General features: G+C 66.8%; 31 protein-coding genes and 1 tRNA gene. 13 read left to right on the forward strand and 19 right to left on the reverse strand.

Annotated elements, in window-relative coordinates:
• Window positions 1-18 precede the first annotated feature (18 nt).
• From C8J42_RS15710 to C8J42_RS15740, 8 genes are all read left to right on the forward strand, one after another.
• Window positions 19-95: transfer RNA gene (locus C8J42_RS15710), tRNA-Met, on the forward strand.
• Between the two features lie 438 nt (window positions 96-533).
• Window positions 534-938 (forward strand): hypothetical protein, encoded by a 405-nt coding sequence (locus C8J42_RS15715; protein ID WP_347812416.1) that lies wholly within the window; start codon window positions 534-536, stop codon window positions 936-938.
• A gap of 19 nt (window positions 939-957) precedes the next feature.
• A complete protein-coding gene (locus C8J42_RS20200; RefSeq protein ID WP_165895513.1) occupies window positions 958-1,131 on the forward strand; it encodes a hypothetical protein in 174 nt (57 codons plus the stop codon).
• Between the two features lie 738 nt (window positions 1,132-1,869).
• A complete protein-coding gene (locus C8J42_RS15720; RefSeq protein ID WP_243644511.1) occupies window positions 1,870-2,535 on the forward strand; it encodes a methyltransferase domain-containing protein in 666 nt (221 codons plus the stop codon).
• 281 nt (window positions 2,536-2,816) lie between these two features.
• Window positions 2,817-4,049, forward strand: coding sequence for a diaminopimelate decarboxylase (gene lysA, locus C8J42_RS15725; RefSeq protein ID WP_133020908.1), 1,233 nt, complete (start codon window positions 2,817-2,819; stop codon window positions 4,047-4,049).
• A 148-nt stretch (window positions 4,050-4,197) separates the two neighbouring features.
• On the forward strand, window positions 4,198-4,749 hold the full coding sequence (locus tag C8J42_RS15730; RefSeq protein ID WP_133020829.1) for a TspO/MBR family protein: 552 nt from the start codon (window positions 4,198-4,200) through the stop codon (window positions 4,747-4,749).
• Window positions 4,746-5,108 carry a DUF393 domain-containing protein gene (locus tag C8J42_RS15735; RefSeq protein ID WP_133020830.1) on the forward strand — a complete coding sequence of 121 codons (363 nt, stop codon included), beginning with the start codon at window positions 4,746-4,748 and terminating at the stop codon, window positions 5,106-5,108. The genes C8J42_RS15730 and C8J42_RS15735 overlap by 4 nt, the downstream gene beginning before the upstream one ends.
• Window positions 5,105-5,602: a DUF427 domain-containing protein gene (locus tag C8J42_RS15740; protein ID WP_133020831.1), complete on the forward strand. Its 498-nt coding sequence runs from the start codon at window positions 5,105-5,107 to the stop codon at window positions 5,600-5,602. Before C8J42_RS15735 ends, C8J42_RS15740 begins: the two co-directional genes overlap by 4 nt.
• Before the next feature lie 193 nt (window positions 5,603-5,795).
• Here C8J42_RS15740 and C8J42_RS15745 read toward each other — a convergent pair whose 3' ends face one another.
• Window positions 5,796-6,425: a TlpA disulfide reductase family protein gene (locus C8J42_RS15745; RefSeq protein WP_133020832.1), complete on the reverse strand. Its 630-nt coding sequence runs from the start codon at window positions 6,423-6,425 to the stop codon at window positions 5,796-5,798.
• Here C8J42_RS15745 and argH point away from each other — a divergent pair.
• The 5 genes from argH to C8J42_RS15770 are packed head-to-tail and all read left to right on the forward strand — an operon-like array spanning window position 6,424 to window position 11,042.
• Window positions 6,424-7,809 (forward strand): argininosuccinate lyase, encoded by a 1,386-nt coding sequence (argH, locus tag C8J42_RS15750; protein WP_243644513.1) that lies wholly within the window; start codon window positions 6,424-6,426, stop codon window positions 7,807-7,809. The genes C8J42_RS15745 and argH overlap by 2 nt on opposite strands.
• The gene (locus tag C8J42_RS15755; RefSeq protein ID WP_133020833.1) at window positions 7,806-8,048 is read left to right on the forward strand and encodes a hypothetical protein; all 243 of its coding nucleotides are present in this window, start codon (window positions 7,806-7,808) and stop codon (window positions 8,046-8,048) included. Before argH ends, C8J42_RS15755 begins: the two co-directional genes overlap by 4 nt.
• A gap of 11 nt (window positions 8,049-8,059) precedes the next feature.
• Window positions 8,060-9,322, forward strand: a complete 1,263-nt coding sequence (lysA, locus tag C8J42_RS15760) for a diaminopimelate decarboxylase (protein ID WP_133020834.1) — start codon at window positions 8,060-8,062, stop codon at window positions 9,320-9,322.
• Complete coding sequence (locus tag C8J42_RS15765; RefSeq protein WP_243644515.1) at window positions 9,319-10,092, forward strand: bifunctional precorrin-2 dehydrogenase/sirohydrochlorin ferrochelatase; 774 nt, start codon at window positions 9,319-9,321, stop codon at window positions 10,090-10,092. Before lysA (C8J42_RS15760) ends, C8J42_RS15765 begins: the two co-directional genes overlap by 4 nt.
• Window positions 10,089-11,042, forward strand: a complete 954-nt coding sequence (locus tag C8J42_RS15770) for a zinc transporter ZntB (protein ID WP_107951764.1) — start codon at window positions 10,089-10,091, stop codon at window positions 11,040-11,042. The genes C8J42_RS15765 and C8J42_RS15770 overlap by 4 nt, the downstream gene beginning before the upstream one ends.
• 3 nt (window positions 11,043-11,045) lie before the next feature.
• On the opposite strand, the gene C8J42_RS15775 is transcribed toward C8J42_RS15770, so the two are convergent.
• The 18 genes from C8J42_RS15775 to C8J42_RS15860 form a co-directional block, all read right to left on the reverse strand.
• The gene (locus C8J42_RS15775; RefSeq protein ID WP_082441390.1) at window positions 11,046-11,444 is read right to left on the reverse strand and encodes a flagellar protein FliS; all 399 of its coding nucleotides are present in this window, start codon (window positions 11,442-11,444) and stop codon (window positions 11,046-11,048) included.
• Window positions 11,441-12,886 (reverse strand): flagellar filament capping protein FliD, encoded by a 1,446-nt coding sequence (fliD, locus tag C8J42_RS15780; RefSeq protein ID WP_133020836.1) that lies wholly within the window; start codon window positions 12,884-12,886, stop codon window positions 11,441-11,443. The genes C8J42_RS15775 and fliD overlap by 4 nt, the downstream gene beginning before the upstream one ends.
• Before the next feature lie 57 nt (window positions 12,887-12,943).
• Complete coding sequence (locus C8J42_RS15785; RefSeq protein ID WP_120299630.1) at window positions 12,944-14,086, reverse strand: flagellar type III secretion system protein FlhB; 1,143 nt, start codon at window positions 14,084-14,086, stop codon at window positions 12,944-12,946.
• A 15-nt stretch (window positions 14,087-14,101) separates the two neighbouring features.
• Window positions 14,102-14,875 (reverse strand): flagellar biosynthetic protein FliR, encoded by a 774-nt coding sequence (gene fliR, locus C8J42_RS15790; RefSeq protein ID WP_120299629.1) that lies wholly within the window; start codon window positions 14,873-14,875, stop codon window positions 14,102-14,104.
• A gap of 127 nt (window positions 14,876-15,002) precedes the next feature.
• Window positions 15,003-15,272, reverse strand: coding sequence for a flagellar biosynthesis protein FliQ (fliQ, locus tag C8J42_RS15795; protein ID WP_055874447.1), 270 nt, complete (start codon window positions 15,270-15,272; stop codon window positions 15,003-15,005).
• Window positions 15,273-15,275: 3 nt separating this feature from the next.
• Window positions 15,276-16,022: a flagellar type III secretion system pore protein FliP gene (fliP, locus tag C8J42_RS15800; RefSeq protein ID WP_243644527.1), complete on the reverse strand. Its 747-nt coding sequence runs from the start codon at window positions 16,020-16,022 to the stop codon at window positions 15,276-15,278.
• A 200-nt stretch (window positions 16,023-16,222) separates the two neighbouring features.
• The gene (locus tag C8J42_RS15805; protein WP_056054129.1) at window positions 16,223-16,477 is read right to left on the reverse strand and encodes a flagellar biosynthetic protein FliO; all 255 of its coding nucleotides are present in this window, start codon (window positions 16,475-16,477) and stop codon (window positions 16,223-16,225) included.
• A 5-nt stretch (window positions 16,478-16,482) separates the two neighbouring features.
• Window positions 16,483-16,773, reverse strand: a complete 291-nt coding sequence (fliN, locus tag C8J42_RS15810) for a flagellar motor switch protein FliN (protein ID WP_056054132.1) — start codon at window positions 16,771-16,773, stop codon at window positions 16,483-16,485.
• Window positions 16,770-17,732 (reverse strand): flagellar motor switch protein FliM, encoded by a 963-nt coding sequence (locus tag C8J42_RS15815; protein ID WP_056061632.1) that lies wholly within the window; start codon window positions 17,730-17,732, stop codon window positions 16,770-16,772. The genes fliN and C8J42_RS15815 overlap by 4 nt, the downstream gene beginning before the upstream one ends.
• Before the next feature lie 3 nt (window positions 17,733-17,735).
• Window positions 17,736-18,365 carry a flagellar basal body-associated FliL family protein gene (locus C8J42_RS15820; protein WP_133020837.1) on the reverse strand — a complete coding sequence of 210 codons (630 nt, stop codon included), beginning with the start codon at window positions 18,363-18,365 and terminating at the stop codon, window positions 17,736-17,738.
• A gap of 19 nt (window positions 18,366-18,384) precedes the next feature.
• The gene (locus C8J42_RS15825) at window positions 18,385-19,524 is read right to left on the reverse strand and encodes a flagellar hook-length control protein FliK (protein WP_133020838.1); all 1,140 of its coding nucleotides are present in this window, start codon (window positions 19,522-19,524) and stop codon (window positions 18,385-18,387) included.
• Window positions 19,525-19,557: 33 nt separating this feature from the next.
• A complete protein-coding gene (locus tag C8J42_RS15830) occupies window positions 19,558-19,983 on the reverse strand; it encodes a hypothetical protein (protein ID WP_133020839.1) in 426 nt (141 codons plus the stop codon).
• A gap of 1 nt (window position 19,984) precedes the next feature.
• The gene (locus C8J42_RS15835; protein WP_133020840.1) at window positions 19,985-21,310 is read right to left on the reverse strand and encodes a FliI/YscN family ATPase; all 1,326 of its coding nucleotides are present in this window, start codon (window positions 21,308-21,310) and stop codon (window positions 19,985-19,987) included.
• Complete coding sequence (locus C8J42_RS15840; RefSeq protein ID WP_120299624.1) at window positions 21,304-22,041, reverse strand: FliH/SctL family protein; 738 nt, start codon at window positions 22,039-22,041, stop codon at window positions 21,304-21,306. Before C8J42_RS15840 ends, C8J42_RS15835 begins: the two co-directional genes overlap by 7 nt.
• Entirely contained in the window at window positions 22,034-23,044 is a 1,011-nt protein-coding gene (gene fliG, locus C8J42_RS15845) for a flagellar motor switch protein FliG (RefSeq protein WP_133020841.1), read from the reverse strand. Before fliG ends, C8J42_RS15840 begins: the two co-directional genes overlap by 8 nt.
• Window positions 23,041-24,708 carry a flagellar basal-body MS-ring/collar protein FliF gene (gene fliF, locus C8J42_RS15850; protein ID WP_133020842.1) on the reverse strand — a complete coding sequence of 556 codons (1,668 nt, stop codon included), beginning with the start codon at window positions 24,706-24,708 and terminating at the stop codon, window positions 23,041-23,043. The genes fliG and fliF overlap by 4 nt, the downstream gene beginning before the upstream one ends.
• A gap of 1 nt (window position 24,709) precedes the next feature.
• Window positions 24,710-25,072, reverse strand: a complete 363-nt coding sequence (gene fliE, locus C8J42_RS15855; protein ID WP_133020843.1) for a flagellar hook-basal body complex protein FliE — start codon at window positions 25,070-25,072, stop codon at window positions 24,710-24,712.
• The gene (locus C8J42_RS15860) at window positions 25,069-26,370 is read right to left on the reverse strand and encodes a sigma 54-interacting transcriptional regulator (RefSeq protein ID WP_133020844.1); all 1,302 of its coding nucleotides are present in this window, start codon (window positions 26,368-26,370) and stop codon (window positions 25,069-25,071) included. The genes fliE and C8J42_RS15860 overlap by 4 nt, the downstream gene beginning before the upstream one ends.
• Window positions 26,371-26,467 lie beyond the last annotated feature (97 nt).

Below are 26,467 nucleotides of genomic sequence, written 5' to 3' on the forward strand. Positions count from 1 at the left end.
TTCCTCAACAGGAACCGTCGCGGGGTGGAGCAGCCCGGTAGCTCGTCAGGCTCATAACCTGAAGGTCACAGGTTCAAATCCTGTCCCCGCAACCAACTCTATAGAACTACGATCGCCGCCCTTACGGGCGGCGTTGTCGTTTGTGGCCCAGGCCAGCAAATCCGACACCTTCGCCACCACCTCCGCCTCCGGACCATGCTCGCCGTTCGGGTAGATCGTTACGCTCTCGATGAGTGTCGCGAGGACAGACGCGGCCTCGGAACGGATAGTTACATCGTCTAGGGACGTCCGGAGCGCGGTTACCTTCTGGCTGAAACGCTCCAGCAGAACCGGAGGCGGCAGGATATCCGCGGGTTTGCGCGCCGTCGCGCTGACAGTCTGAGCCGACAGCCGCGCGAGTTCCGCTTCGCGGTCCGAGATCATGTCCATTAGGATGGGACTGACAAGGCCGCCCAGAAGATTTTGCGTGAGGTTGGAAAGCTCCACCTCAAGCAGCGGCGAATTGTGGCTCGTGCCCGACGCGCCCGCCAATAATGACAGAACGTGTTTCAGGCTTACGTCTTCCCCCCGCCTTTCTACAACTGGCAACACAGGCTTCGGAGGCATTCAAGGCGCGTCTGGAGAGGGCCGCCGATCGGAGAGAGGCGGTGGAAGCTATCATCGATATCATCGCCGACTCGGTCTGGGCCGAACCACGCACGTTGCTGCTCAGCTATGAACTCTATGCCTTTGCCGCGCGGCAGCCCCCGGTCACGGCAGTGATGCAACAGTGGATGGACAGCAGCCGCGTCGCGCTCGGTCGCTTTTTCGACCCGCTGACCGCGCGTGCGCTGGATGCACTGATCGAGGGTGTCGGCATCTACAACTCGATCGATGCGGCCCCCCTTAGTCGGGAGGCGATCCGCGTGGTTGTCGAACGAGTAGCAGGGACAGGTTGAGCTATAAACGGCCACGCGAATGCTGAAGAAATGGGCATTCACTATCGCCTCTGGCACGCTTGAGATGCACGCGCCCGGTGCGTGCGGCGGATCCGGCTTCGATCCGCACGTCGCAACTGTGTTGTATGCCGCGTTCACCTGTTCCAGCCTGACGACGATCAAGGCCACGGGTTCGGCGACATCGTGCCGCTGAGCCGCTGAAGCGCAGCCAGTCCATTCTCGAAGTGCTGATCGGACAGTTGTTCTTGCGACGCTGTCGGCGGTCCTGATCGCGCTTTGCGCATGAGGAGCGACCCAAGGGGTGGTGCCGGCCAGGGGCACCCGGATGATGCCCTTCGCAACTTGACGGCCTAACCGAACGCCTTGCCCACACCCAAAACACGTTGCGACGTGGCCATAATGCTGCACCCATGCCGACGCCGCTCCCAAGCGCTTCGTGGCAATAGTCGTCCGATACCCAATAGTGTGTGGCATCGTTCGAGCCGCTATAGGTAAAGCTCGGTTTGGTCGTATCGTGGTCGCAGCCATACAGCGACACTGTGCGGTTGGTTTGGAACAGCCCGCTCTTGGTCGTGATGCCGATGATCCTGACGCTGCGTTGGCTATATTGCGCCGATAGTCGCCACGTCAGTAGCGCTTGGTTTCGCCTTCAGGGGTTGCAGCGCGTGTACTGACCGACAATCCCTCGGCACAGCGCTATCGGGTCGATCGCCGAGCCATGCGCGCCGATTTCCGGTAACCCGTAGTCGGTACCAGCAGGCCACTGCGCCGCTGTGTTCATGCGCCTCCGCCCGCCCAAACGCGGTGAAGTGAGGGCCGCACTATGCGCGCGCTATGCGATCCGTGGGGATCGATCTCGCAGCGCTATGTCGCGGCTCGTAGATCATGAGCGCGGGCACGATGCTCGTGATACGAAAGGCAACGAGGCGACATGTCGTCTGAAACCATATCGGAACCCGATCCTACCGGGCTCTCTACTGGGCTCGTCATCTATGTCGGCCAGGATCGCGCAGGGCATTGGCTCGTGCAGGACAGCAGGCGCAATCTCGAAGGGCGTTTCATCTCCTACGGCGCGGCGATGAGCTACGCCCAGGCCGAGCGCGACATCTATCACCCCGCCTCAAGCCCGAAGATCGCGACCAAAACTGCGATGCCAGGGTCGAAAACCGCGACCCACGATCCGCGTTGGCCGGTCATCGCCGCCGCCCTTGCAACGTTGCGCGAAGACGGTCGTCACGCGGTCCGCATCGTCGATGCCGATTGCGGCGCGGGCTCGCTCCTCCTGCAAGCGGTGCATCATGCCCGGGCGCTCGGTTTCACGGCGATCGAGGGGCGCGGGATCGACGGATCGCCCGCGCTGATCGGTCGCGCCCGCGCGGCGGCGAACCGTTGCACCAACCTTGCGATCGGCACGACGTTCGAGGTGGCGGACATGGTCACCGCCTTGCGGGCGGAGCAGGACCTGCCAGCCGATCTCGTGATCTGTCACGGCATGGCGAAAGACCGGCGGCCGGAGGTGGCGTCGGCGTTGGGGAGTGAAGCGCGGATCGTCATCGGCGACGACGCGACGTGGCATGCCGTCGGTACCGAAGCATGACGAAGCGTGACATCCTATGGCGGGGGATCGGCCTGGCATTGTGCGTGGGCGCGTGCAGCGTCGCGGTTGCGATGGACGGCTCGGCACGCGCGATGTTCGTATTCCCCTTCGCATTGCTAGGCCTGACACTGGCGATCAACGGCAAGCGGGTCATCATCGCACTTCGCGCCGAACGCCACGGTCATGCACGAACCGCCGAAGTGATCCATGCCGTCCGCGTCCGCCGCTATCGCCGCCGACTCGATCAACCGCATCCCTGGCCTCGAGCCTTCAGGATCATCATGACGTATTTCGATCGGCGGGACGGTGTCCTGTGTGCCGAAGGCGTGCCGTTGTCGGCCATAGCCGAAGCCGTCGGTACGCCGGTCCACGTCTATTCGGCGGCTGCACTGCGCGACGCGGCCCGGCGTTTCACAGCGGCGCTGTCGATCCTGCCGCGAACGCGGACGGCGTTCGCGGTCAAGGCAAACCCGAACAGCGCGGTGCTGCATCTGCTGGCCGGCTGCTGCTTCGGTGCCGACATCGTCTCGGGCGGAGAGATGCGCCGCGCGCTCGGAGCCGGTATCGCCGCATCGGACATCGTCTTCTCCGGGGTCGGCAAGACCGACAGGGAACTCGCCGACGCACTCGACGCCGGCATAGGGCAGTTCAACCTCGAGCTCGAGGAGGAGGGGCGGGTGCTCGCCGCGCTTGCCCAGGCGCGTGGCAAGCGGGCGGTCGCGGTATTGCGCGTCAATCCCGACGTCGACGGCGGCACCCATGCCAAGATCTCTACCGGCCGGCGCGAGAACAAGTTCGGCGTGGCGATCGCCGATGCGCCCGCAATGTACGATCGCCTGTCACGACTCGATGGCCTCGATCTGGTCGGGGTCGCGCTCCACATCGGCAGCCAGCTCCATGACCTTGCACCACTGGAGGCCGCGTACGAGCGCATCGGTTCGCTGGTCATCGACCTGCGCGCGCGCGGCCACGGCATAACCCGCGTCGATCTCGGCGGCGGCCTCGGCATCCCCTACCGTGTCGACGACGTGGTTCCGACGCTCGACGCCTATGCCGCCATGGTCGCTAAGGTGACGCGCGACTGGGACGTCGACCTTATTTTCGAGCCGGGGCGGGTCGTCGCAGGACTAGCCGGCGTCCTGATGACGCGGGTGATCTGGGTAAAGCCCGGGGCGGACCGCCCCTTCGTCATCGTCGATGCCGCGATGAACGATCTGGCTCGACCAGTGCTGTACGATGCCTTCCACCGCTTCGAAGCCGTCGCGCCGGACGGCGAACGCATGGTCGCGAACATTGCCGGACCGATCTGCGAAAGCGGCGACGTGTTCGCGCTCGCCCGCGATATCGACCGGGTCCGCCGCGGCGATCTCGCGGTCTTTCATGCGACCGGGGCGTACGGTGCCGCGATGGCATCGAGCTACAATTGCCGCCCGCTCAGCCCACAGGTCCTGGTCGACGGCGACCAATTCGAGATCGTGGCCGACCGCTTTCTGCCGGAAGAGTTCGCGGCGTAGGTCGTACCGAGTCCGAACGAGAGGGGGGCAAGCTACGGGCATCCTGCTGCTGCGACGGTAGCGATCGCCGCGCTGGCCACGGAACGTCGTGGCTGCTGCTTCGCTGTGATGTCAGCGGGCGGCGTGCCCGGACATGAGGACGGCGAGCATGACCCAGAATCCAGGCGATACGATCACGGACGAGCGTGGCGGTGGCCTGTCCCGTCCGGCTGCGCTCGCGGTCGTCGTGGGGGTGCTCGGCGCCAGCGCGGTGCTCGGGCGCCGTAACGCGCCCGACCCGTCGCATCCCGGTATTCGCCGCTGGTACAAACGGCTCGACAAGCCGGCGTACACGCCACCCGACGCCGCGTTCGGCGCGGTATGGCCGGTGCTCGAGACCGGGCTCGCGGTCGGGGGCTATCGGTTGTTGCGCCGCCCCGCCGATGCGCCGCGCAACCTCGCGGTCGGACTTTGGTTGCTGAATACCGGCATGGTCGGTGGTTGGACCGAACTGTTCTTCCGACGCAAGGCGCTTGGCCCCAGCGCGGTCGCGTCGGGTGCGATGATCGCCAGCGGTGCCGGCTATGTCGCGGCTGCGGCGAAGGTCGATCGTACCGCGGCGGCCACTGCGGTCCCGTTCGTCGCCTGGCTCGGGTTCGCGACCGTGCTTGCCGAGCGCATCTGGGAGCGGAACCGGTCCGACGGCCCGGACGAGGCATGACCCGCCTGACGGTCTGGCACGATGGCGGATGTCCGCTGTGCCGACGCGAGATCGCGCTGATGCGCCGTCTCGATCGACGTGGCGCGATCGATTTCGTCGATGCCAGCAACGACGACACGAGCTGTCCGATCGACCGAGATGCGATGCTGGCACGGTTCCATGCGCGCGAAGGGGACCCGATGCTGTCCGGCGCCGCGGCCTTCGCAGCGATGTGGCGCGCCATCCCGCTGCTGCGACCGCTGGGGCTGGCAGCGCGCAACCCGGTCGTCCTGGCTGGGCTTGAGCGAGTGTATCGGGCGTTTCTCCACGTTCGGCCTCGCCTCCAGTCTTTCGCCCGGAAGGTGGATCGCACCGCATGAGGCCGGTCGTTCCCGATACCGCGCGACCGGGCCAGGAAAGCGTCTGGGATTATCCGCGTCCGGCGATCGCGCAGCGCAGCGATCGTCATGTCCTGATCGAGCACCGCGGGGTGACGCTCGCCGACACGCGGCACAGCGTCCGCACGATCGAGACGAGCCATCCGCCGAGCTATTATATCCCGCCCTCCGACATCCTGATGTCGGCGCTCCGGCGCTCCACGCGGCAATCCTTCTGCGAATGGAAGGGCAACGCGGTCTATTACGACGTCGAGATCGCCGGCGATGTCCTGCGCGATATCGCCTGGAGCTATCCGACGCCGACGCCCGCGTTTGCAGCTTTGCGCGACCACATAGCGTTCTATGCAACCCCGTTCGACGGGTGCTTCGTCGATGGCGAACGCGTCATCCCACAGCCCGGCGAGTTTTACGGCGGCTGGATCACCGCAGATCTCGCCGGACCGTTCAAGGGCGAGCCGGGTAGCCGCTACTGGTAGGTCGCCGCACGACGACCCGTATGCGCTTGCCCTCCAGTATGGGCGTTACTCGGTTCATCGCATTTCGATGTTGTTTACGCCTTTGGCATAGCCGGACGCGTTAGAGGGGTGTGCCGGCTCGCCATCAACCTTTGGCTCGTCACCAAGGCGGGTCGGCACACCCTGTTCAACATCAATGGGTCGGATCAACGCGTTACGATGCCTCGGCGATCAGCTTTGCGGCGGCGGGCGTGTTCCATTCATAGCCGCCGGTCATCCGCCACACTTCCTTGCCCGCCGAATCGTACAGGATCGTGGTCGGCAGGTTTGCCTGATAGGCGAGGCTGAGCCCGAGCTTCGGGTCTAGATACGGCTTGAGCGTCGAGAACTTCTTTTCGGCGAAGAACGGCGTCACCTTCTCCGCGCCCTGCATATCCTGGCTGACCGCGATCACCTGAACCTTGCCGGCCAGCGACTTGGCGGCGGCATCGAGCGTCGGCATTTCCGCTACGCACGGCGCACACCAGGTCGCCCACATGTTGAGCAGCAACGGCTTGCCCTTGAACAATGCGAGCGTGACCGACTTGCCGTCTGGCGCGGTGAAGGCGACCGTTGGGCCGGTCTCGCCCTTGTGGCTGCGGTCGAGCTTTTCGGTGCTGGCGGCAGGCCCGGTCGCCTCGTCGGGAGTTGGGCCGGACGTAACCTCGTCGGCGGACACGGTGTTCGCGGCGACGACGTTTGCTTGCTCCGGCGCGGGCGATTTCCTATCGCAGCCGGCGACCAGCAGGCCCATCCCGACGAAACAGATGATGGGGCGCGAATTGAACACAGGACGCGAGAACATGGACGGTTCCAATTCGATGTGGGGCGGGCGGTTCGCCGAGGGGCCGGCAGCGGTCATGCGCGAGATAAACGCCTCAATTCCCTTCGACAAGCGCCTCTGGCAGCAGGATATTGCCGGATCGAAGGCACATGTCGCGATGCTCGGCAAGCAGGGCATCGTTTCGGCGGAGGACGCCGCGACGATCGCCGCCGGGCTCGATACGGTGGCGGCGCATTATGCCGAGCACGGCGTCGAGGAGAATCTGGTCCTTGAGGATATTCACATGCAGACCGAGGCGCGGCTCGCCGATGCGATCGGGCCTGTCGCGGGGCGGCTGCATACCGCGCGCTCGCGCAACGATCAGGTCGCGACCGATTTCCGGCTGTGGGTGCGCGATGCGATCGACCAGGCGCTGGCGGCGCTGGCGGGGTTCCAGACGGCATTGCTTGCGCGGGCGGAAGAGCATGCGGCTAGCGTGATGCCTGGCTTCACGCACTTGCAGTCTGCGCAGCCGGTGACGCTCGGGCATCACCTGATGGCGTATCACGCGATGATCTCGCGCGACGTCGGGCGGTTTGCCGATGCGCGCGCGCGGATGAACCGATCGCCGCTCGGCTCGGCTGCGCTGGCTGGCACGGGTTTCCCGATCGACCGGGCGATGACCGCCGAGGCTCTCGGCTTCGACGGGCCGATGACCAACTCGCTCGACGGCGTCAGCGACCGCGATTTCGCGATCGAGTATCTCACCGCCGCGACGCAGACCTCGCTGCATCTCTCGCGGCTCGCCGAGGAGTTCGTGCTGTGGGCGTCGCAGCCGTTCGGCTTCGTGGCGCTCAGCGATCAATGGTCGACCGGCAGCTCGATCATGCCGCAGAAGCGCAATCCCGATGCGGCCGAGCTGGTCCGCGGGCATGCCGGACGCATCCTCGGCTGCATGACCGCGCTGATGGTGACGATGAAGGGCCTGCCGCTCGCCTATTCGAAGGACATGCAGGACGACAAGCCGCCGGTGTTCGAGGCGCACGACCTGCTCGCTTTGTCGATCGCGGCGATGACCGGGATGGTCGAGAGCGCGACGTTCCGCACCGATCGGATGCGCGGGCTGGCGGAGAGCGGCTTTGCGACCGCGACCGATCTGGCCGATTGGCTGGTACGCGAGGCGGGGCTGCCGTTCCGCGAGGCGCATCATGTTACCGGGCGCGCGGTGAAGCTGGCCGAGGAGCGCAAGGTCGCGCTCGATGCGCTGCCGATCGAGGACCTGAAGGCAATCGATGCGCGGATCGACGAACGCGTGTACGGCGTGCTCTCGGTCGATGCGTCGGTCGCCAGCCGGACCAGTTTCGGCGGCACTGCGCCGGACAATGTGCGCGCTGCGATCCGTGCGGCGCGGGGGGAGGTAGCATGAAACGGCTTTTTGGCATCGTGGGTTTGGCGCTGGCGCTGGCCGGCTGCGGCGCAGCGGACGGACTCGTGCCGGCGGAGGGCAAGACGCTCCCGATTGCGCCTTACGGTGCGAAAACGCCGCCGACTCCCGAGCAGTTGCTGACCCCCACGACGCAGCAACGCCCGCAGCGCAGCGACGAGCTGCTCACCACCTCCCAGCCACGCCGCAGCGACGAGTTCGACCTGCCGCCGCCGAATTGAAGACCTGAATCATGGATCACTTCGCCTATCGTGACGGTGTCATGCACGCCGAGGACGTCGCCCTGCCGGCGATCGCCGAGGCCGTCGGCACGCCCGTCTATGTCTATTCGACCGCTACCTTCCGCCGCCATGCGCAGGTGTTTCGCGACGCGCTGAAGGGCGCGGGGCGCGTCCATCTGGCCTATGCGATCAAGGCGAACCCCAACGTCGCTGTGCTTCGCGTGCTCGCTGACGAGGGCTATGGCGCCGACGTCGTTTCCGCCGGTGAGATGCAGCGCGCGCTGGCGGCGGGGATCCCGGCGTCGGACATCGTGTTCTCGGGTGTCGGCAAGACACGGCGCGAGCTGGCGCAGGCGCTCGATGCCGGTATCGGCCAGTTCAATCTCGAGCTGGAAGAAGAGGGCGAGGTTCTTGCCGCGCTCGCCCATGCGCGCGGCGAACGCGCGCCGGCGGTGCTGCGGGTGAACCCCGACGTCGATGCCGGCACGCACGCAAAGATATCGACCGGGCGCAAGGAGAACAAGTTCGGCGTCGCGATCGATCAGGCGGTGGCGATGTTCGACCGCCTGTCGAAGCATGACGGCCTCGACCTGCGCGGCGTCGCGATTCACATCGGCAGCCAGCTCGCCGACCTCGCGCCGCTCGAGGCCGCCTATGCGCGGATCGGCGAGCTGGTCGCCGAACTGCGCGCTGCGGGGCACACGATCAGCCGCGTCGATCTCGGCGGCGGTCTCGGCGTGCCGTACAAGCCTGACGACATGCTGCCGAGCCCGGCCGAGTATGGCGCGATGGTCGCACGCGCGACCGCCGATTGGGATGTCGAACTGATGTTCGAGCCCGGTCGCGTGATCGCGGGCAATGCCGGCGTGCTGCTGACCGAGGTGATCTGGGTGAAGCCGGGCGTCGTCAATCCGTATGTGATCGTCGACGCGGCTATGAACGACCTCGCGCGCGTCGCGATGTACGATGCGTATCACGATTTCGTCGCGGTCGAGCCGAGCGGCGAGCGGATGACCGCGAACATCGCCGGGCCGGTGTGCGAGACCGGCGACACCTTCGCGATGGGCCGCGACATCGACGTCGTGAAGTCAGGCGATCTCGGCATCTTCCGCACCGCCGGCGCGTACGGAGCGACGATGGCCTCGACCTACAACAGCCGCGCTTTGGTCCCCGAAGTGCTGGTCGATGGCGACCGGTTCGCGGTAGTTGCGGACCGTATCCACCCGGAGACGATTCTGGCCGCCGAGCGCGTGCCCGAATGGCTCAAGCGGTGATACTCCAGAGCCTGCCGCTGTTCGTGAGGCTGGCGGGTCGTCCGGTGATCCTGCTGGGCGAGGGCGAGGCGGCGGATGCGAAACGGCGCTTGCTCGATCGTGCGGGGGCGGACGTCGTCGGCGAGGATGCTAGCGCTTCGCTCGCGATCGTCGCGATCGACGACGAGGAGGAAGCGCTGGCCGCGGTCGCGCGGCTTAAGGCGCGCGGCATCCTGGTCAACGCGGTCGATCGTTCGGCGCTGTGTGACTTTACGCTGCCCGCGATCGTCGACCGTGCTCCGGTGTTGATCGCGATCGGCACCAGCGGTGTGTCGGCCGGGTTGGCGGCGGCGTTGCGACAACGGCTGGAGGCGCTGATCCCTGCCGATCTCGGCAAGCTCGCGCTGGCGTTGCAGGCTGCGCGGGGTACCCTGCGAAAACGCTGGCCCGATATGGGGGAGCGTCGCCGGGCACTCGCCACGGCGATGGGGGCGGGCGGTATGCTCGACCCGCTGTCGCCGACGCATGATGTCGACGCATGGTTGGCCCCAACCGCCGAGTTATCTGGAAAGCGCGACGTAGCGATAACCCTCGTCCTGCTCTCCGACGATCCCGAGGACCTGACGTTGCGCCAGGCGCGCGCGCTCGCCAGCGCCGACCGGGTCTACCACCGCCCCGACGTGCCTGCGGCGATCCTCGACCGCGCCCGCGCCGATGCCGCGCGGCTGTGCGCGGCGATGCCCGCCAATCCCGGCACCGGCCTGTCGGTCGAAGTCGAGATGGCACTATGAGCGGTTTCGCATTCCGGATCGTCGATGGGAAAGCGACCCGCGTCGACGTCAAGGAAGCGCTCACCTGCACCGCCGACCTCGTCTGGGTGCATTTGTCGACCACCGCCGAGCATGCGCAGACCTGGCTCCGCGACGAGGCCAAGCTGCTCGACTATGTCGTCGATGCGCTCACCGCGACCGAGACCCGGCCGCGCTGCGAGGCGGTCGGCGACGGGGCGTTCCTTAATTTGCGCGGGCGATCGAAGGAGGAGCTCGACACCTCCGACCTGCTCGCGTCGGTGCGGATCTGGGCGGTTAAGGGCCGCGTCTATTCGGTCACGCGGAAGCCGCTGATCGCGGTCGCAGAGGTGGAGAAGATGGTCGAGCACCACGAGGTGCGCGATCCAGGCGACCTGATCGCCGCGTTCGCCACCGCGATCACCACCGATCTCGATCCCGACGTGGCCACGCTCGGCGACGAACTCGACGATTGCGAGGAACAGCTCGACGCCAACCGCGTGTTCGAACTGCGCCGCGCGGTCAGCAAGGTGCGAGTCGCGGCGATCGGCTACAAACGCTTCCTCAGCCCGCAACGCGCGGCGCTGGAGAAGCTGGCGGCGTTACCGGGCGACTGGCTGGCCGACGACGACCGGCTGCATCTGGCGGCGGCGGCGGACCGCGCCGCGCGAATGGCGGAGGAACTGGAATCGATCCGCGAACGCTCGGCGCTGATCCACGAGACGCTGACCGACCTGCGCGCCGAACAGATCGACAACCGATCGCTGATCATCTCGATCGCGGCGATGGTGTTCCTGCCGCTGACGTTCCTGACCGGGCTGTACGGCATGAACGTGAAGGGCCTGCCCTATGCCGAGGAGCCGTGGGCGTTCGATGCGATCGCCGGAGCCTGCGTGCTGATCGCAGTCGGTGTCGTGGCGTATTTTTCCATGCGCCACTGGTTCAAGCGGTAGGGTTTACGCGGCGCTGGCGGTCCGCCACGCCTGCGCGATCTCGTCGAGCATGTCGGCAGAGTCGCGGAACGGCTGTGGGTCGTGGCCAAGCGAGGCGTTGATCACGGTTTTCCGCGCGCCGCCATATAGTCGTGCGAGCGTTTCCGAGACTTGTCCGCCTTTCTCGAAGTCGAGCCCGGCTTCGAGTGCGAACAGGATCGCGGTGGCGCGCGTGATACGCTCGCTCTTGATCGCGAACTTGCGCTTTTCGCAGGCCCAGGCGGCAGCGCGCAGGGCGGCGACCAGTTCCTTGTAGAGCAACTGGACGAGCGCAGGGCCGTCCGCCGTAGCGGTCTGGCCGACCGCGTCGATCTGGCGATAGGTCGCGAACGGGTCGCGCATCAACGTGCTGGCGTAGGTCACGAATCCTTGTTCCACGCGGCAATCTGGTTGGTGAGGAAGGTCTGCGTCGATTTATACGCCGACACGCGCGAATTCATGCTGGCATATTGCTGCGTCAGGCGCGTGGTCAGCTGCGCGGACTGGTCGGTGACCTTGTCCTGCTGCTTGGCGACATCGGCCTCCGCCGCGGTGTAGCGCACGGTCGATGCGCCGAGACCGGTGACCGTGCTGGTCGCGCTGGTGGTCAGCGCCGTCAACGTCGCGGACAGGCCGAGCGCGTTGGTGCCCGGCGGCGCGAACATCGCCTCGATCGTGTCGGGGTTCGCCGCAAGCTGTTTGGCGAGCAGCGCGGAATCGACCCGCAGCGTGCCATCGGTATTGGTGGCGACGCCGATCTCCGACAGCGACCGCGGAAGCCCGGCGATCGCGCCACCGACCAGCGGCTTCGACACCAGGGCCTGCAACGACCGCAGCAGCGATTTCGCGGCGGGATCCGCACGAAGGTTGCCGGTGATCGGATCGGTCTGTTCGGTGATCGTCTTCAGGACCTCGTTATAGGTCGTGACGACATCGTTGACCGCTTGCGTCAGCGCGTCGGTCGGGGGCGTGCTGGTAAGCGAAACGGGGACGGTGGATATGCCGTTGAGCTGGAGCGTCACGCCGGTGACTAGATCGCTCACGGTGTTGCCCGGGCGCTCGACGGCGATCCCGTCGACGGTCAGCTGCGCGTTCTGCGCGGTGGAGACGAGGCTGGTCTTCGTCGCCGTGCTGCCGCCGATGTCGAGCGCGTCGCCCTTCTGTCCCTTAAGCGTGAAGGCGTTGGCGCTGCCGGTCGTGCCCTTGACCGAGAGATACGCGCCGCCGTTCGCGTCGGTGACGACCGAGGCGGTGACCCCGGTCTTAGACGCGTTGATACCCGCGGCGATCGCGTCGATGCTGCCGTCGCCGACGTCGATCACGGTGTCCTTGCCGCCGATGTTCAGCGTCAGCGCACCGGTGCCAAGCGATGTCGCGCGATCCTCGGCGTCGACGGCGGTCGTCGTCCGCGCGACCTGCCCGGTGGCGAGGCGCGTCACCGTGATGCTCGACGACAGCCCCGACAATTTGGCACCCGATTGCGCGGTGGCGGACAGGATCGCACCGTTCGAGCTGGCCGGTTGTGTCTGCAGGCTGCCGCCCTTCACCAGATTGGCGAGCGCGGTCGAAAAGCCGGTCATCGTGCTCTTGAGCGTACCGACGCCCGAGATCTGCGCGGTGAGCGTGTCGGACTTGGTCTTCAACGCGGCCGTCCGTGCGGCGAACTGCGCGGAGACGAGCGAGGTGACCAACGTGCCGGTATCGACGCCGGAGCCCGCGCTCAGCCCCTTCAGCAGTGCCTGCGTCGCGTCGTTGACGGCACTTTGCGCGGTAGGCGTGGGTGTCGGGGTCGGTGTGGCGGTCGTGCTGGTGGTCGAAGTTACCATCGTGAAATCCCTGCACGTGCGCGCTCGTCAGTAAGAACGGCCGGGCGGTGCGAATGTTTAGGCCTGTTTCATGCCGTTTTCGTCGAACCGCGCATCCTTCGGCACGGTGACGAAGGGCTGGACTCCGGGCGTGGTCCCGCCCGCCGCCGCGTTCAGCCCGAACACGAACGCCAGCACCGTGGCGATCGCGGTGTACAGGTCGTCGCGGACTTCCTGCCCCTCCTTGCTGGTGTAGTAGACCGCGCGCGCCAGCACCGGATATTCGAGGATCGGCACGCGGCCTTCGCCGGCCAGTTCGCGGATCGCCAGCGCGGTCGCACCGCGCCCCTTGGCGACCACCACCGGCACCTGGTCCCTGCCACGATCATAGCGCAGCGCCACCGCAAAGTGCGTCGGGTTGGTCAGCACGACATGCGCCTCCGCAACCGACTTCCGCAGGCCACCGCTCGCCATCGCACGCATCTTCGCCCGCATCTGACCCTTCGCTTCGCCATTGCCCTCGGTCGACTTGTGCTCGTCCTTTACCTCCTGCTTCGACATCCGCATCTTGCCGAGCCGGCGGATGATCTGGATCGGCAGGTCGATGCCGGCGATCGCGCACAGCCCGAACGCCATCGCGATCAGGATGCCCTTGAAGATCCCACCCAGCGTCGACAGCGCCTGGTTGAGATCGGCGGACGAGGCGAGGCCCATCGTCGAATGCGCGGCGTTCCACAGCATCCAGCCGCCGATCGTGCCGAGCAGGATGACTTTGAGCAGCGACTTGCCAAGCTCGATCCAGCCGTTCGTACCGAAGATGCGCTTGAGCCCCGCCGCCGGATCGACACGGCTGTATTTGGGTGCGAGCAGACCGCCGTTGAAGCCGAGCGAACCGAGCCCCGCCTGGCTCAGGATCGCCGCGCCGATGCTGACGATGAACAGGGTTATGAGCGATGGCGCGAGCTTGCCGCCGGCCTCCATCAGCGGGCGCCACGGCGAAAAATCCTCGACGTCGGCGTGCGTGAACTGGAAGCTCGAGCTCATGATCGCCTTGCACGCGGTGATCAGCGTGGGGCCGGCGTAGATCAGCCAGGCGACCCCGGCGAGCATGCTCAGCGCGGTCGCGAAATCGCGCGATTTTAGGATGTCGCCCTTCTCGACCGCATCCTTCTTGCGCTTGGCGGTTGGTGCTTCGGTTTTTTCGCCCGAATCTTCAGACATGGGCATCCTCCGACATCAGCCGAGCACCAGGTTTTCGGTGGCGGCGAGACCTTCGCGGACGATGACGAGCATGTAGTCACCCATCGTCGGGAACGCGATCGCCAGCGTGACGACGCCGACCGCGAGGCTGGCGGGGAGGCCGACCGCGAACAGGTTGAGCGAGGGCGCGGCACGGCTCAGCATGCCGACGACGATGTTGAGGCAGAGCAGCAGGAAGCCGACCGGGAGCGCAAGCAGCAGGCCGGCGAGGAACGCATAGCCACCGAAGAACGCGATCGCCTTCAACCGCTCGATGCCGATCCACGCGGCGCCGGGGGGGAGGACGTCATAGCTCTTCGCCAGCAGGTCGATCAGGATCAGGTGGCCGTCGACCGACAGGAACAGCAGCGTCAGCATGATCGAGAAGAACTGGCCGAGCGCGGGGGAGGACTTGCCGTTCTGCGGATCGATCGAGGACGCGAAACCGAGCCCCATCGCGCCGCCGATCACTTCGGCCGCGATCATCGGTGCGGCGAACGCGATCTGAAGCACGAAGCCGAGCGCGAGGCCGACGAGCGCTTCGGCGGCGGCGGAGAGGATCGTGGAGACCGCAAAGATGTTCTGCGGCGGTACGATCGGATGCGCGGCAAGCACGAGAAACCCGATCGCGCCCGACAGCGTGACGCGCACGGTCAGCGGGATCGACACGGACCCGAACACCGGCGCGGCGATGAACGTCGCACCGATGCGGATCATCACGAACACGAGCGCCCAGAGCTGCGGCTCGATGCTGAGCCCGAAGCCTAGCACTGTAAAATGCCCCTCCCGCTTGCGGGAGGGGGCAGGGGAGGGCGCAACGTACGTACTGGCGTCCGGTTGGTGGGGCACGCCCCTCCCCCGACCCCTCCCACAGGCGGAAGGGGAGCAGCAAGTGCGCTCATTTTACCAGATCCGGAATACGCTCGAAGATCCCGATCGTGAAATCGCTCAGCAACCCCAGGATCAAGCTCCCGAAGATCAGGATCGACACAGCGACCACCACCAGCTTGGGCACGAACGACAAGGTCTGCTCGTTGATCGACGTCGCCGCCTGGATCATCCCCAGGATCAGGCCCGCGAGCAGCGCCGGGATCAGGATCGGCGCACTGGCGAGCGCCAGCACCCACATCGTCTGATTGGCGACGGTCAGGAAATATTGCGCGTCCATTGGTCAGGTCGCGAACGAGTTGGCGAGGCTGCCCATCGTCAGCGCCCAGCCGTCGACCAGCACGAACAGCAGCAGCTTGAACGGCATCGAGATGATCGTCGGGCTCAGCATCGCCATGCCGAGCGACATCAGCACAGTCGCGACGACCAGATCGATGACGATGAACGGCAGGAAGATCAGGAAGCCGATCTGGAACGCGGTCTTCAGCTCGGACGTGACGAACGCGGGCAGCAGCACCGAGAAGGGGATGTCGGTCGGCGTCGCGTAGGGCCCGGACTTTGCGATCTGCGCAAACATAGTGACGTCCTTGATCCGCGTCTGCTTGACCATGAACGCGTGCAGGGGCACGCCAGCCGTCGTGATCATCTGCGTGCCGGCGAGCTGTCCGGCGGCATAGGGCTGGATCGCGGTCGTGTTGATCTGGCTGATCGTCGGCGCCATGATGAAGAAGCTGAGGAACAGCGACAGCCCGAGCAGCACCTGGTTCGGCGGCGTCTGCTGCAGCCCGAGCGCCTGGCGCAGGATCGCGAGCACGATGATGATCCGCGTGAAGCTGGTCATCATCAGCAGGATGCCAGGGAGGACCGTGAGCAGTCCCATGATGATGAGGACTTGCAGGCTGAGCGAGAGTGAGCCGCTCTGGCCGGTATTGCCCGCGGCCTGACCACCGAGCTGGCCGAGTGCGCGATCGACCGCGTCGCCGACGGCGGGGCTGGTCGGGGCGGGGACGCCTTGCGCGAAGGCGGGCATCGCGAGGAATAGCGCGAGGAGGAGAGCGAGCCCTATCCACACTAAACTGTTTCCCCGCGAACGCGGGGATCCAGGGTTAGGGAGCGCTTCGTTCGGGGCTCCTGGATTCCCGCGTTCGCGGGAAAACGGGGAGCGCTTCGGCGCGGTAAACAGGGCAGGGCCCGAGCCTTTGCGCGTCACCGTCGGACGAACAGCCGCGCTCATGCGTCGACCTTGTCGATCAGGTGCACGCCGCCACGGCCGACCGAGACAAGCAGCCGGCGGCCCTCGAAATCGATCACCGCGAGGCGCAGGCCCGGCGAGATCATCATCGTTTCCTTGACGCCGATCAGCCGCGTCGAGGGCTTGCCCGGAATCCGGCTCTCGAACTTGCGCCACAGGTACAGGCAACCGAACATCAGTCCGCACACGAGTGGCAGCAGGATGACGAGCTTGAGGATATAGGTCCACAGCATCGGGCTCAGCCGCGCTTGTCTGGAGACACGAGCTCGGTCATCCGCACGCCGAAGCGCTCGCCGACCGTCACCACTTCGCCGCGCCCGATCAGCGTGCCGTTGACGAATACATCGAGCAGCTCGTTGGCCTGGCGATCGAGCTCGATCACGCTGGATTCGCCGAGCGCGAGCAGTTCGCGCAGCGTCAGGCTGGTCGAGCCGATCTCGACGGTCAGCTTGACGTCGACATCCTGGAGCAGCCGGAAATTGGCGGCGACGGCAGCATCTACGGGGAAGCCTCCGGTCATGTCGTTCATGCTGCAAATCCTTCGTCGAAACGGGTAATCGAGGTGAGCTGGATGGCGGCGAAGCCGTTGGACGTGCCGACCGTGCCGCAGCCGAGGCGGTTGTTGCCGACCATCACCGGCACGTCGCCCGAGATGGTGATCGGGATCACGTCGCCGGGTTTCAGGTCCATCAGCATCGTCAGCTTGACGATCGGCTCGGCGAGTACCGAGCGGATCGGGAAGCGCACGTTCATCGCGGCCCGCGTCAGCTCGGTGCGCCAGGCCGGATCGGGCTCGGCCGACTTGCCGACGACCTTCGCGGTCAACGACGGCGCGTGCGGCTTCAACGCGGAGACGGGGTAGACGAGATCGAGGAACACCGGTTTCGCAGCGCCCGCGGCGATGCCGAAGCGCGTGACGATCATCGCGTCCTCGCCGTCGAGATCGGCGATCATCGCCGGGTTCACCTCGACGCGCGTCGGCAGAAAATCGAACCGTGCCATCGGCTCCCACGCGGTCTTCAGCGGCGTCGCGATCATCTGGCCGATCCGCGCGACCATTGCCTCGGCGGCGGGCGAGAACTCGGTCGGCAGCGTGTGCGGCGCAGCGCCGGTGCCGCCGAAGAACATGTCGAGCATCTCGAGCACGAACTTGCCGTCCATGATGCACAGCGCCTGCGCCATCCCCGGCGTCATGATCAGCGGCAGCCACGCGGTCAGCGCATCGCTGCGTTCCGCGCGGTAATCGGTGAAGCGCTGGACCACCAAGGGCTCGGCCCAGCAGCGCACTTCCTGGCGCAGCAACGGCTCGAACACGCCGCGCAAACCGCGTGCGAACCGGGCGGACAAATGCTGGAGCGAGTGCAGGTCGCCGAACGGATTGAGCTTGGCCCCGCCGAGTACGCCCTGGTGCAACACGCCCTCTTTGGGCGCGCCGGAGCGATCCCGGTCGCGTCGCTCGCGCGTCTTTGCTGAGGCCTCGTTAACCATGACTCACTGAACGACGAAACTGGTAAAGTAAACGTTACCGATGCCGCCGAATCCTTCCTTCTGCTTGAGCGTATCGTTGATCGCCTTCGCCAGTCGGACCTGCAGCTGGCGCTTGCCGTCGCTGCTCATCACCTGCTCTTCGGTGGTGTCGCCGAGCGCCATCAAGATCGCCGATCGGACCGCGATGTCGTTGGTCTTCAGGTTGGTGATCACGGTGTCGTCGTATGGTGTGGAGACCGCGACACCGACCTGGACGAAGTGCACCGAGTCCTGGAGATTCGAGGTGAAATCCTTCTCCAGCGGGTAGTAGGTGGAGGCATATTTGTCGCCGCCCTGCCCTGCGGGGGGCTTCATGCCGTGGTTTTCGGGCGCTGCTTCGTCGCCGCCATGACCACCGCCTTCGCCGCCTTCGGTCGCGTGCTTCTGTTCGCTCTTGGGCACAAGCTTGGGCTTGCCGTCGTCAGCTTCGGCTGCGTGACCACCACCGCCGAGCAGCCCGGCACTGGAGGCATAGACGCCTGCGCCGACGCCACCGCCGACGAGCACCAGCAGCGCGACGCCGCCGATCAGGATCGTCTTCATCTTGCCCTTTTTCTTCGGGGCGGCTTCGGGCGTTTCTTTTGTGTCGCTCATGATTTCGGAGTCCTTCGGTTCAAGCGATTCGGATGTCGTCGGGCGTATCAGCGGTCACGGTCGAGACCGTCGCGGAGCGATTCGGGGTTTGCGGAGCCGCGGGGGCGCGCTGCTGTTGCGCGCCGCTGTCGCCGAGCGAGCCTTGCGAAAGCTTCAACCCGCGCGCCTCGGCGAGTTCGGCGAGCCGTGGCTGTGCGTCCGCCAGCAACGTCCGCGTCGCGGCCTGCTCGGCGTTGAAATGGACGCGCACCGTGTCGCCGTCCGTCTTCACCGAGACGTCGATCGCTCCGAGCGCATCGGGGACGAGGCGAATGCGCGTATCGACCGCGTCCGCGGCGTCGCGGAGCATCTCGATCCGTTCGATCATCGCGTGCGGCCAGCGATCCTGGCGCATGTCGAGCGGGGCCTGCTGCGCATCGGCGACCTTGATCTCATGTGCCGCGGCGGCACCGATTGGGGTCAGCGGTGTGTCGGACGGAGCGGCGGGGATATCCGGCTCGTCGCGCTCCTTGGTTGCCGCCTGGATCGCTGCACCGAACACCATTGCAGCCGACGCGACCGTGCCGGGTTGCGGCTGGACGACATCCGGTTGCGCGACGGCGAGGGTGACGGGCGTCGTATCGGGCGTGGCCCAACGCGGCGCGTCGGTGGTCGGCGTGTCCACCGGCGTCTGCACGGCCGTCTTTACCGGTTGCAGCGCGGCCATGATCGCGGCGGCGAGCTGCGTTGCGGGTATGCCGCCGGCTTGGAGCGGCGGGGAGGGCAGGGGCGGTTGAGGCTCTGTCGGAATGGGCGTGGCGGCCTGCGGCTGCGATTGCGCGAAGGTCGGGCGCTGCGCGCTAGTTGGTTGCATGGTGCATGCATCGGCGATGCGTGCAGCGGGCAGGGAAACGGGTGAGGCAGGGGCAGGCTTTGCAGTGATCGGCTGCCACACGAAGGCGGCATCAAGCACGATATCCGGCAGCGGCAAGGCGTTGCCGGTCGCGGCGTCGTCCTGCCGGGGCTCGTCTTCCGGCGCTGTGGCGGACGGTTCGGGTTTCGCGTCGTCGCTGACCTGTTCGAAGGCGCCCGCGAAATCGCCCGACTCGCCGCCACTCTTCGCAACAGAGGCGCGAGGATGGAGAGGGACGGTACGGGAAAGGGGCGCGGTCTGAATCATTCGGGCACTCGCGTTCGGGCATCTGACCCTCACTCAGCAAGGATCGTGCCGAACCTTCCGGAAGGCGGGTGCTTCCTCCATCGCGCGGATCGCTTTGAGCACCGCATCGGCGTCGGCGCGCGCGAGCAGCTTCTCGACCGCGCTCTGGTCGCGCTTGGCGGCGCGTGTGGCCTCAGCTGCGCGCTCGACATGATATTCGGCGGCCTGCACGCGCTCGACGGCGGCGTTGGCGGATTGTTGCAGGCGGTCGCGATAATGCGCGGCGGCGCCGAGCGACACGGCGACCTGCGTTTCGTGGACTGGCGCGACGGCTTCGGCGAGCAAGGCGATGCGGCCGGACAGCTCCTGTTCGCTGGCGAACTTGTCGTGCGCGCGTGCTTCGTCGGCGCGGGTCAGCCCGAGCTGGAGCGTGCGGACGCGGTGGATGCGCGCGAGGGTCTTGCCGCGGGCATCCGCCATCTCAGCCGCCGAACACGCCGGTTAGTTCGGCGACCGCGTCGTTCAGCGAGACGTTCTCGTCGGCATCCTGGCGGATATATTCCATGACCGCTGGGTGGCAGGCGATCGCCGCGTCGATCGCGGGATCGGCACCGTGGCGATAGGCGCCCATCAGGACGAGATCGCGGTTTTCCTCATAGGTGGCGAGATGACGACGAAGCGTCCGCGCGGCCTTGGCGTGATGCGCGGGCACGATGTCGGTCATCACGCGGCTGACCGATGGGCCGATGTCGATTGCCGGATAGACGCCACGCTCGGCGAGGTGGCGGTTGAGGACGATGTGGCCGTCGAGGATCGAGCGGGCGGAATCGACCACCGGATCGTTGCCGTCGTCGCCGTCCGCCAGCACCGTGTAGATCGCGGTGATCGAGCCGCCGGTGTGGACGTCGACGCCGGCGCGCTCGATCAGGTTCGGCAGCATCGCGATGGCGCTGGGTGGATAGCCGCGCGCGGACGCGGGTTCGCCGAGCGCGAGGCCGATCTCGCGACCGGCATGCGCGACGCGGGTCAGCGAATCCATGATGAGGAGCACTTTCTTGCCCTCGTCGCGGAAGGATTCGGCGATCGCGTGCGCCCGCAGCGCGCCGCGGATACGGAGGACGGGCGAATGGTTGGCGGGGACGGCGACGACCACCGAACGCTTGCGCGCGGCGCCGGCGACCTTGGTTTCGAGGAAGTCGGCGACTTCGCGTGAGCGCTCGCCGATCAGGCCGATCACGATCACGTCGGCCTGCGCGGCGCGGACGATCATGCCAAGCAGCACCGACTTGCCGACGCCCGAGCCGGCCATGATGCCGACGCGCTGGCCTTGGCCGATCGTCAGCAGGCCGTTGATCGCGCGCACGCCGACGTCGAGCGGTTCAAGCACGCGGCCACGATCGAGCGGCGACTGGAGTTTCCCGGCGAGCGGCCAGCGACCCGCGCCGCGGATCGGGCCGAGGCCGTCGATCGGCTTGCCCGCGCCATCGACGACGCGGCCGAGCAGAGCTGCACCGACTTCCGCCTTACCGGGCGAGCCGATCGGCTTGACCGGCGCGCGCGGGAGGAGCGCCGCGGGGCCACCGAGGTTCATCATCAACGTGCGACCGTTGCGGAAGCCGATGACTTCCGCCTCTACGCTCGCCGCGCCTTCGCCGACTTGGCAGACGGTGCCGACTGGTAGGGTCAGGCCGACCGCTTCCATCAACAGGCCGTCGAACGAGGCGAGGCGGCCGGAGACCTTTGGCTTGGCGACGAAATCGGCGTTGGACAGGGTTTCGAGATAGTCGGCGGTGAAGCGATTCAGCATTTGGGCACCGGCACCCGGTCGATCGCTTGCGCCAGTTGATCGAGCCAAAGCTCGGGGCCGTCCTCGACGATGGTCGATGCGCTTTCGAGCACAAAGCTGCCACGCGCGACGCCCGGATCGCCCGCGGCGAAGATCGATTTGGGCAGCCGGCCTTCGAGCAATGCGACGTCGTCCGGGTGGACGCGGAGCAGCGCGGACTCGGCGGAGTCGGACAGGAGTTCGGCGGCGGTCTCGATCCGGTCCGCGAGGACGTCGGGGGCGATACCGACTTCACCGACAAGTTTCGAGACGAGGAAAAGCACCGTCTGGCGGAGCTGCGCGGCGACACGGTCGCGGTCGATCCGGTCGTTGCCCAGCGCGGTGGCAAGATCGCCGAGCAATGCGCCGTCCCGTGCGGCCGTTTCCTGTGCCGCAGCGGCCGCGGCGGCAAGGCCCTCCGCATAGCCGGCGGCATGCGCGTCGGCGAGCGGATCGATGAACGACGACTCACTCACCGGATCGAGTGGATCCCAGCCGGCGGTCGGGTTCACGTCCTTGTCGGCCGGGCTGAAGTGGCGAGGCGCACTTGGCTCCGACGAGAAGTTCGGGGACGCGAAGTTGGTCGGACGCACCGTCGCACGTTCGCGAATATCCGCCGCCGCGAATCCGGAGGGCGGGGCGAATGCGCTCGCGAGAATGTTGGCCGTCGTCGTGTGGCGCGACGCGAAGCCCGCGGTGAAGCCGTTAGACATAATCGTCTTCCCCCCCACCCATATGGATCGTGCCGTCCTTGGCCAGCCCACGTGCGATCGCGATCATCGCCTTCTGCGCTTCGAGCACTTCGGCGAGCTTCATCGGCCCGCGTGCCTCCATCTCGTCGCGGATGCCGTCGGCGGCGCGCGCCGACATGCAGCCGAGGAAACGGTTGCGGATCGTCTCGTCGACGCCCTTCAACGACTTGGTCAGGATCTCGCTGTCGACGTTGCGGATCAGCGTGCCCAGATTCTTGTCGTCGAGCGCGAGCAGATTGTCGAAGACGAACATCGCCTCCTCGATCGCCTTGGCGACTTCGCGGTCGATCTTGAACAGTTTCGGCATGACGCGCTGTTCGGTCGCCTTGCGCGCACCCGACAGGATTTTGGCGGCCTCGCGCGTGCCGCCGAGCGTGACGCCGACCGAGCCGGGCGCCGCCGTGGTACGGTTGGCGAGCACGGTCTTGAGCGTCTCGACCGCCTCGGGCGTGATCGGTCCCAGCCGTGCGATACGGTGGAGGATGTCGGGCTGGACCGCGTCGGGCAGCAGTTCGAGCACCTGGCCGCCGATCGAGGCGTCGAGATTGGCGATCAGGACGGCCGCGATCTGCGGATGCTCCTTCTCGATCATCGCCGCGATCTCGGGTGCGTCGAGCCAGTCGAGCAGTTCGAGTTCGCAGGCGGCCTCGGGCGGCGTGATGCGCGCGAGGACGCTTTCCGCTTTCTCAGGGCCAAGCGCGCGGTTCATCACCGCCTCAATCTGCGGGCGCGGGTCGAAGCCGATCGCGGTCCGCTCGCGAGCGCGACCGACGAAATCGTCGAGCACGTCCTCGACTTCCTGCTCGCTGACGTCGGCGACCTTGAACATTGCCGCGCCGAGCTGGCGCACTTCTTCAGGCTCCAGCTTCTGGAGGATGGCGGCGGCCTCCTCCTCGCCGACGAGCATCATCAGCACCGCGGCGCGCTCGACGCCCGTGTAGGTGCGGATCGCGACGTCGCTCACTTGGCGTCGGCCTTGATCATGTCGCGGACGGCAAGTGCGGCGCGCGTGGGATTGTCGCGGGTGAAGCCGCGCACCGCGCCGATCCGGTCGTCATAGCCGCGCGTGTTCTCGAGCTGGTCGAGGCTGACCGGCGCTGCGACCGCCATGCCGTCGCCGCTCGCCGCGCCGCCCGGCTGGCCCAGCGCAGGGCGCGTGCCGGCATCCTCGCGCTTCTTCATCAGCGCCTTGGCGATCGGGCGGACGCCGAGCAGCAGCACGAGCAGCGCGATCAGGATCGCGGTGCCGTTGCGCGCAAGTACCGGCAGCCAGGCGTTGTCGTACCAGGCCGGGCCGCTCGTCGCGGTTGCATCGGCGCCGGCGAACTTGCGGCTGATGACCGTTAGGTTGTCGTTGCGCGCCTGGTCGAAGCCGACCGCGCTCTTCACGAGATCGCTGATCTGGTTGATCTCCATCGCGGTGCGGCGGCCCTTTTCAGGATCGCGCAGGAGGACGGCGACCGACAGGCGCTTGACCCCGCCCGGCGTGGCGCGCGTGACCGACACTTCGCGGCCGAGATCGTAGGCGCGCTGATACTGGTCGGACTGCTTCATCGCGTCCGGCGCAGCGCCACCGGCGACCGGCTGAGCGCTGCCCGACGCGCCGTTAGCGGCTTGCGGCGTCGACAAGGTGCTCGCGGCAGGCGGCGTGTTGCTCAGCGCACCGGGAATACCGCCGGGTGCAGCAGGGCCGTCCTTCTGGTTGCCGGTCCAGTTGCCCGTCTCGGCGCGCAGCACGCCCTGTTTCTCGTAGCTTTCGCGGGTCGCCTGGCTCTCGTCGAGATTGACGTCGGCCTGCACTTCCGCGGTAAAATTGCCCGCGCCGACCAGCGGCGTCAGCAGCGCAATCAACTGCGTGCGATACTTGTCCTCGACGCGGCGCTGGATATCGATCCGCGCGTCGCTGGCCGCACCCGCGCCGTCGTTGCTGCCCGCCTTGGTGAGCAGTGCGCCCAACTGATCGACGATCGTGACGGCCTCGGGCTTCATGCCGGGGACCGACGAGGCGACGAGGTTGATGATCGAGCTGACCTGCGCATCGCTCAGCGAACGGCCACCCTGCAACTTCAGGATCACCGAGGCGGAGGGCGCAGCGTTGTCGCGGACGAACACCGACGCTTCGGGCATGGCGAGATGCACGCGCGCCTCGGCGACCGCGTCGATCTCCTCGATCGACTTCGCCATCTCGGATTCGCGCGCCTGGCGTAGGCGTTCGCCTTCGACCGCGCGCGAAACGCCCATCGGCAACTGGTCGAGAATCGCATAGCCGCCCGGCGCCGCTTTCGGCAGGCCCTGGCCGGCGAGCAGCATCTTGGCGCGGCTGTAATCGTCCTCGCCGACGGTCAGCGCACCGGTGCCCTCGTCGATATGGCTCTTGATGTTGGCGGTCGTCAGCGCGGACGTGACCGCGGCCTTGTCGGAATCGGGCAGGCCGCTGAACAGCGTCTTCTGCGTCGGCGTCGACAGGCTCATCCACGCGAGCGCGGCGGCCGCAATGAGGCCAACCATCAGCGCCATCGGCAGCGAACGACGGACCGCGGGCTGCGCGAACGCGCCCTTGATCTGCTGGAGGGGATTGGCGAACCGTTCGGTGCCGCCGGATGATGTGGGGATGAGTGCGGTGCTCATGTCAGACCGGCATGCTCATGATATCCTTGTAGGCGGACAGCAGCTTGTTGCGGACCTGCAACGTCGCCTCGAAACCGACCGACGCCTGTTGGCGCGCGAGCATCACCTTCGCGATGTCGACCGTCTCGCCGCGCTCATAGCTTTCGCTGAGCTTGGCGGCCTGGGTCTGGCCGTCGTTGACGCTCTTCAGCGCGGTTTCCATCGTGTCGGCAAAGCTGGTCGACTTGACTGTCTCGGTCGGCGCGACGTTCCCGGCGGCACCAGCGCGCGAGAGCGCCTGGTTGCGTTCGAGGATCTGCGAGCGCAGCGCCATCACGCGGTCGACGCTCATCGCGCCGCCGCCAATGCCTGAGACGCCGCTCATGCCGAGGCTGCCCAATTCTGTGCGCTGCCGATGTCGTCACCCTGTTCGCGCGCCTTGGCGAGGCGATAGCGCAGGGTGCGTTCGGAGATGCCGAGGCGCTTGGCGGTCTCGATACGGCTGCCGTTGCACGCCTTGAGCGTCTCGCGGATCGCGGCGAACTCGCTCATCTGGACGATGTTGCCCAAGGTCTCGGGTTCGGCCGGCGTTGCGACTGGTGCGATCGGCGTCACTACCGCGGTGCGCTGAAAGGTCATCGTCACCGGGCGGTCGAAGACGATGTGGTTCGCCTCGATCGTATCGCCGCCGCAGAACAGCAGTGCGCGCTGGATCACGTTCTCCAGCTCGCGGACGTTGCCCGGCCAGTCGTGCAGCATCAGCTGCTCGATCGCGGCGTGGCTCGGCCAGGGGATGACGTTGCGGTTGCCGGCATGACGCAGGATCAGCGTCGCGGCGAGCGCGGGAATGTCCTGCGGGCGCTCCGCCAGCGACTTGGTCGCGAGCGGGAACACGGCAAGGCGGTAGTAGAGATCGGCGCGGAACCGGCCGGCGGCGACTTCGGCGTGAAGGTCGCGGTTGGCGCAGGCGATCACGCGCACGTCGATCGGCTGCGGCACCGAGGCACCGAGCGGCACGACCTCGCGCTCCTGCAACACGCGGAGCAGCTTGGCCTGCAATTGCAGTGGCATCTCGGCGATCTCGTCCAACAAGATCGTGCCACCATTGGCTGCGCGGAAGAACCCGTCGCCACCTGACGATGCGCCGGTGAACGCACCCTTCTGGTGACCGAACAGCAAAGCTTCGAGCATCGATTCGGGGAGCGCCGCGCAGTTGATCGCGATGAACGGCTTGTCCTTGCGTGCCGAGCCGTTGTGAATGGCGCGGGCGAGCACTTCCTTGCCGGTGCCGGTCGGGCCGTTGATCAGCACGGTGATGTCGGCGGCGGCAACGCGCTCGGCAAGCGCGAGCAGCGCGAGGGATTCGGGATCGGCGGCGGTCGGCATGTCCGCACCGCCGATCAGGGCGCGCGCGAAGCCGTTGCCGACCGCGGTGTCCTCTGCGGCGAAGCTGATCCGCGCCGGCGAACCGTCGCGCGAGGGGGTCACTTCACGCCCTTCGCAACCGATCACCACGGTGCGCGCTGGAGCGGTCACGCCCTCGCCATCAGCGACCAGGAACAGGTCGTTCGCGCCGGGCTGCGCGGTCTCGAACGAGCCCACGCCGAACCCTTGTGCGCGCAATGACGAAACAAGCGCGTATTTCCGCGAAGTGACTGCAGCCGATGGAAAAATAGAACGCATGGAGTTCCCCCTGGACGATTCGGGGAATGCGGCATTGGTGGTAAACGCGCGGTTAAACCCTGCCGCCCCCGGCAGATTATTTCCGGGCGCGTCTCCG

It is taken from the genome of Sphingomonas sp. PP-CE-1A-559 (assembly GCF_004340965.1).
Lineage (GTDB): Bacteria > Pseudomonadota > Alphaproteobacteria > Sphingomonadales > Sphingomonadaceae > Sphingomonas.

Coding starts and splice junctions, on each gene's coding strand:
- C8J42_RS15815 (WP_056061632.1), bottom strand. CDS start 17,732: ATGGTTAACGAGGCCTCAGCAAAGACGCGCGAGCGACGCGACCGGGAT.
- C8J42_RS15720 (WP_243644511.1), top strand. CDS start 1,870: ATGTCGTCTGAAACCATATCGGAACCCGATCCTACCGGGCTCTCTACT.
- C8J42_RS15745 (WP_133020832.1), bottom strand. CDS start 6,425: ATGTTCTCGCGTCCTGTGTTCAATTCGCGCCCCATCATCTGTTTCGTC.
- argH (WP_243644513.1), top strand. CDS start 6,424: ATGGACGGTTCCAATTCGATGTGGGGCGGGCGGTTCGCCGAGGGGCCG.
- C8J42_RS15830 (WP_133020839.1), bottom strand. CDS start 19,983: ATGGCGGATGCCCGCGGCAAGACCCTCGCGCGCATCCACCGCGTCCGC.
- C8J42_RS20200 (WP_165895513.1), top strand. CDS start 958: ATGCTGAAGAAATGGGCATTCACTATCGCCTCTGGCACGCTTGAGATG.
- C8J42_RS15820 (WP_133020837.1), bottom strand. CDS start 18,365: ATGAGCGACACAAAAGAAACGCCCGAAGCCGCCCCGAAGAAAAAGGGC.
- C8J42_RS15805 (WP_056054129.1), bottom strand. CDS start 16,477: ATGCTGTGGACCTATATCCTCAAGCTCGTCATCCTGCTGCCACTCGTG.
- C8J42_RS15785 (WP_120299630.1), bottom strand. CDS start 14,086: ATGTCTGAAGATTCGGGCGAAAAAACCGAAGCACCAACCGCCAAGCGC.
- fliD (WP_133020836.1), bottom strand. CDS start 12,886: ATGGTAACTTCGACCACCAGCACGACCGCCACACCGACCCCGACACCC.
- C8J42_RS15715 (WP_347812416.1), top strand. CDS start 534: ATGACAGAACGTGTTTCAGGCTTACGTCTTCCCCCCGCCTTTCTACAA.
- lysA (WP_133020834.1), top strand. CDS start 8,060: ATGGATCACTTCGCCTATCGTGACGGTGTCATGCACGCCGAGGACGTC.
- fliE (WP_133020843.1), bottom strand. CDS start 25,072: ATGAGCGGCGTCTCAGGCATTGGCGGCGGCGCGATGAGCGTCGACCGC.
- C8J42_RS15735 (WP_133020830.1), top strand. CDS start 4,746: ATGACCCGCCTGACGGTCTGGCACGATGGCGGATGTCCGCTGTGCCGA.
- C8J42_RS15860 (WP_133020844.1), bottom strand. CDS start 26,370: ATGCGTTCTATTTTTCCATCGGCTGCAGTCACTTCGCGGAAATACGCG.
- fliF (WP_133020842.1), bottom strand. CDS start 24,708: ATGAGCACCGCACTCATCCCCACATCATCCGGCGGCACCGAACGGTTC.
- lysA (WP_133020908.1), top strand. CDS start 2,817: ATGACGTATTTCGATCGGCGGGACGGTGTCCTGTGTGCCGAAGGCGTG.
- fliN (WP_056054132.1), bottom strand. CDS start 16,773: ATGAACGACATGACCGGAGGCTTCCCCGTAGATGCTGCCGTCGCCGCC.
- C8J42_RS15740 (WP_133020831.1), top strand. CDS start 5,105: ATGAGGCCGGTCGTTCCCGATACCGCGCGACCGGGCCAGGAAAGCGTC.
- C8J42_RS15730 (WP_133020829.1), top strand. CDS start 4,198: ATGACCCAGAATCCAGGCGATACGATCACGGACGAGCGTGGCGGTGGC.
- C8J42_RS15770 (WP_107951764.1), top strand. CDS start 10,089: ATGAGCGGTTTCGCATTCCGGATCGTCGATGGGAAAGCGACCCGCGTC.
- fliP (WP_243644527.1), bottom strand. CDS start 16,022: ATGCCCGCCTTCGCGCAAGGCGTCCCCGCCCCGACCAGCCCCGCCGTC.
- C8J42_RS15755 (WP_133020833.1), top strand. CDS start 7,806: ATGAAACGGCTTTTTGGCATCGTGGGTTTGGCGCTGGCGCTGGCCGGC.
- C8J42_RS15825 (WP_133020838.1), bottom strand. CDS start 19,524: ATGATTCAGACCGCGCCCCTTTCCCGTACCGTCCCTCTCCATCCTCGC.
- C8J42_RS15840 (WP_120299624.1), bottom strand. CDS start 22,041: ATGTCTAACGGCTTCACCGCGGGCTTCGCGTCGCGCCACACGACGACG.
- C8J42_RS15835 (WP_133020840.1), bottom strand. CDS start 21,310: ATGCTGAATCGCTTCACCGCCGACTATCTCGAAACCCTGTCCAACGCC.
- fliQ (WP_055874447.1), bottom strand. CDS start 15,272: ATGGACGCGCAATATTTCCTGACCGTCGCCAATCAGACGATGTGGGTG.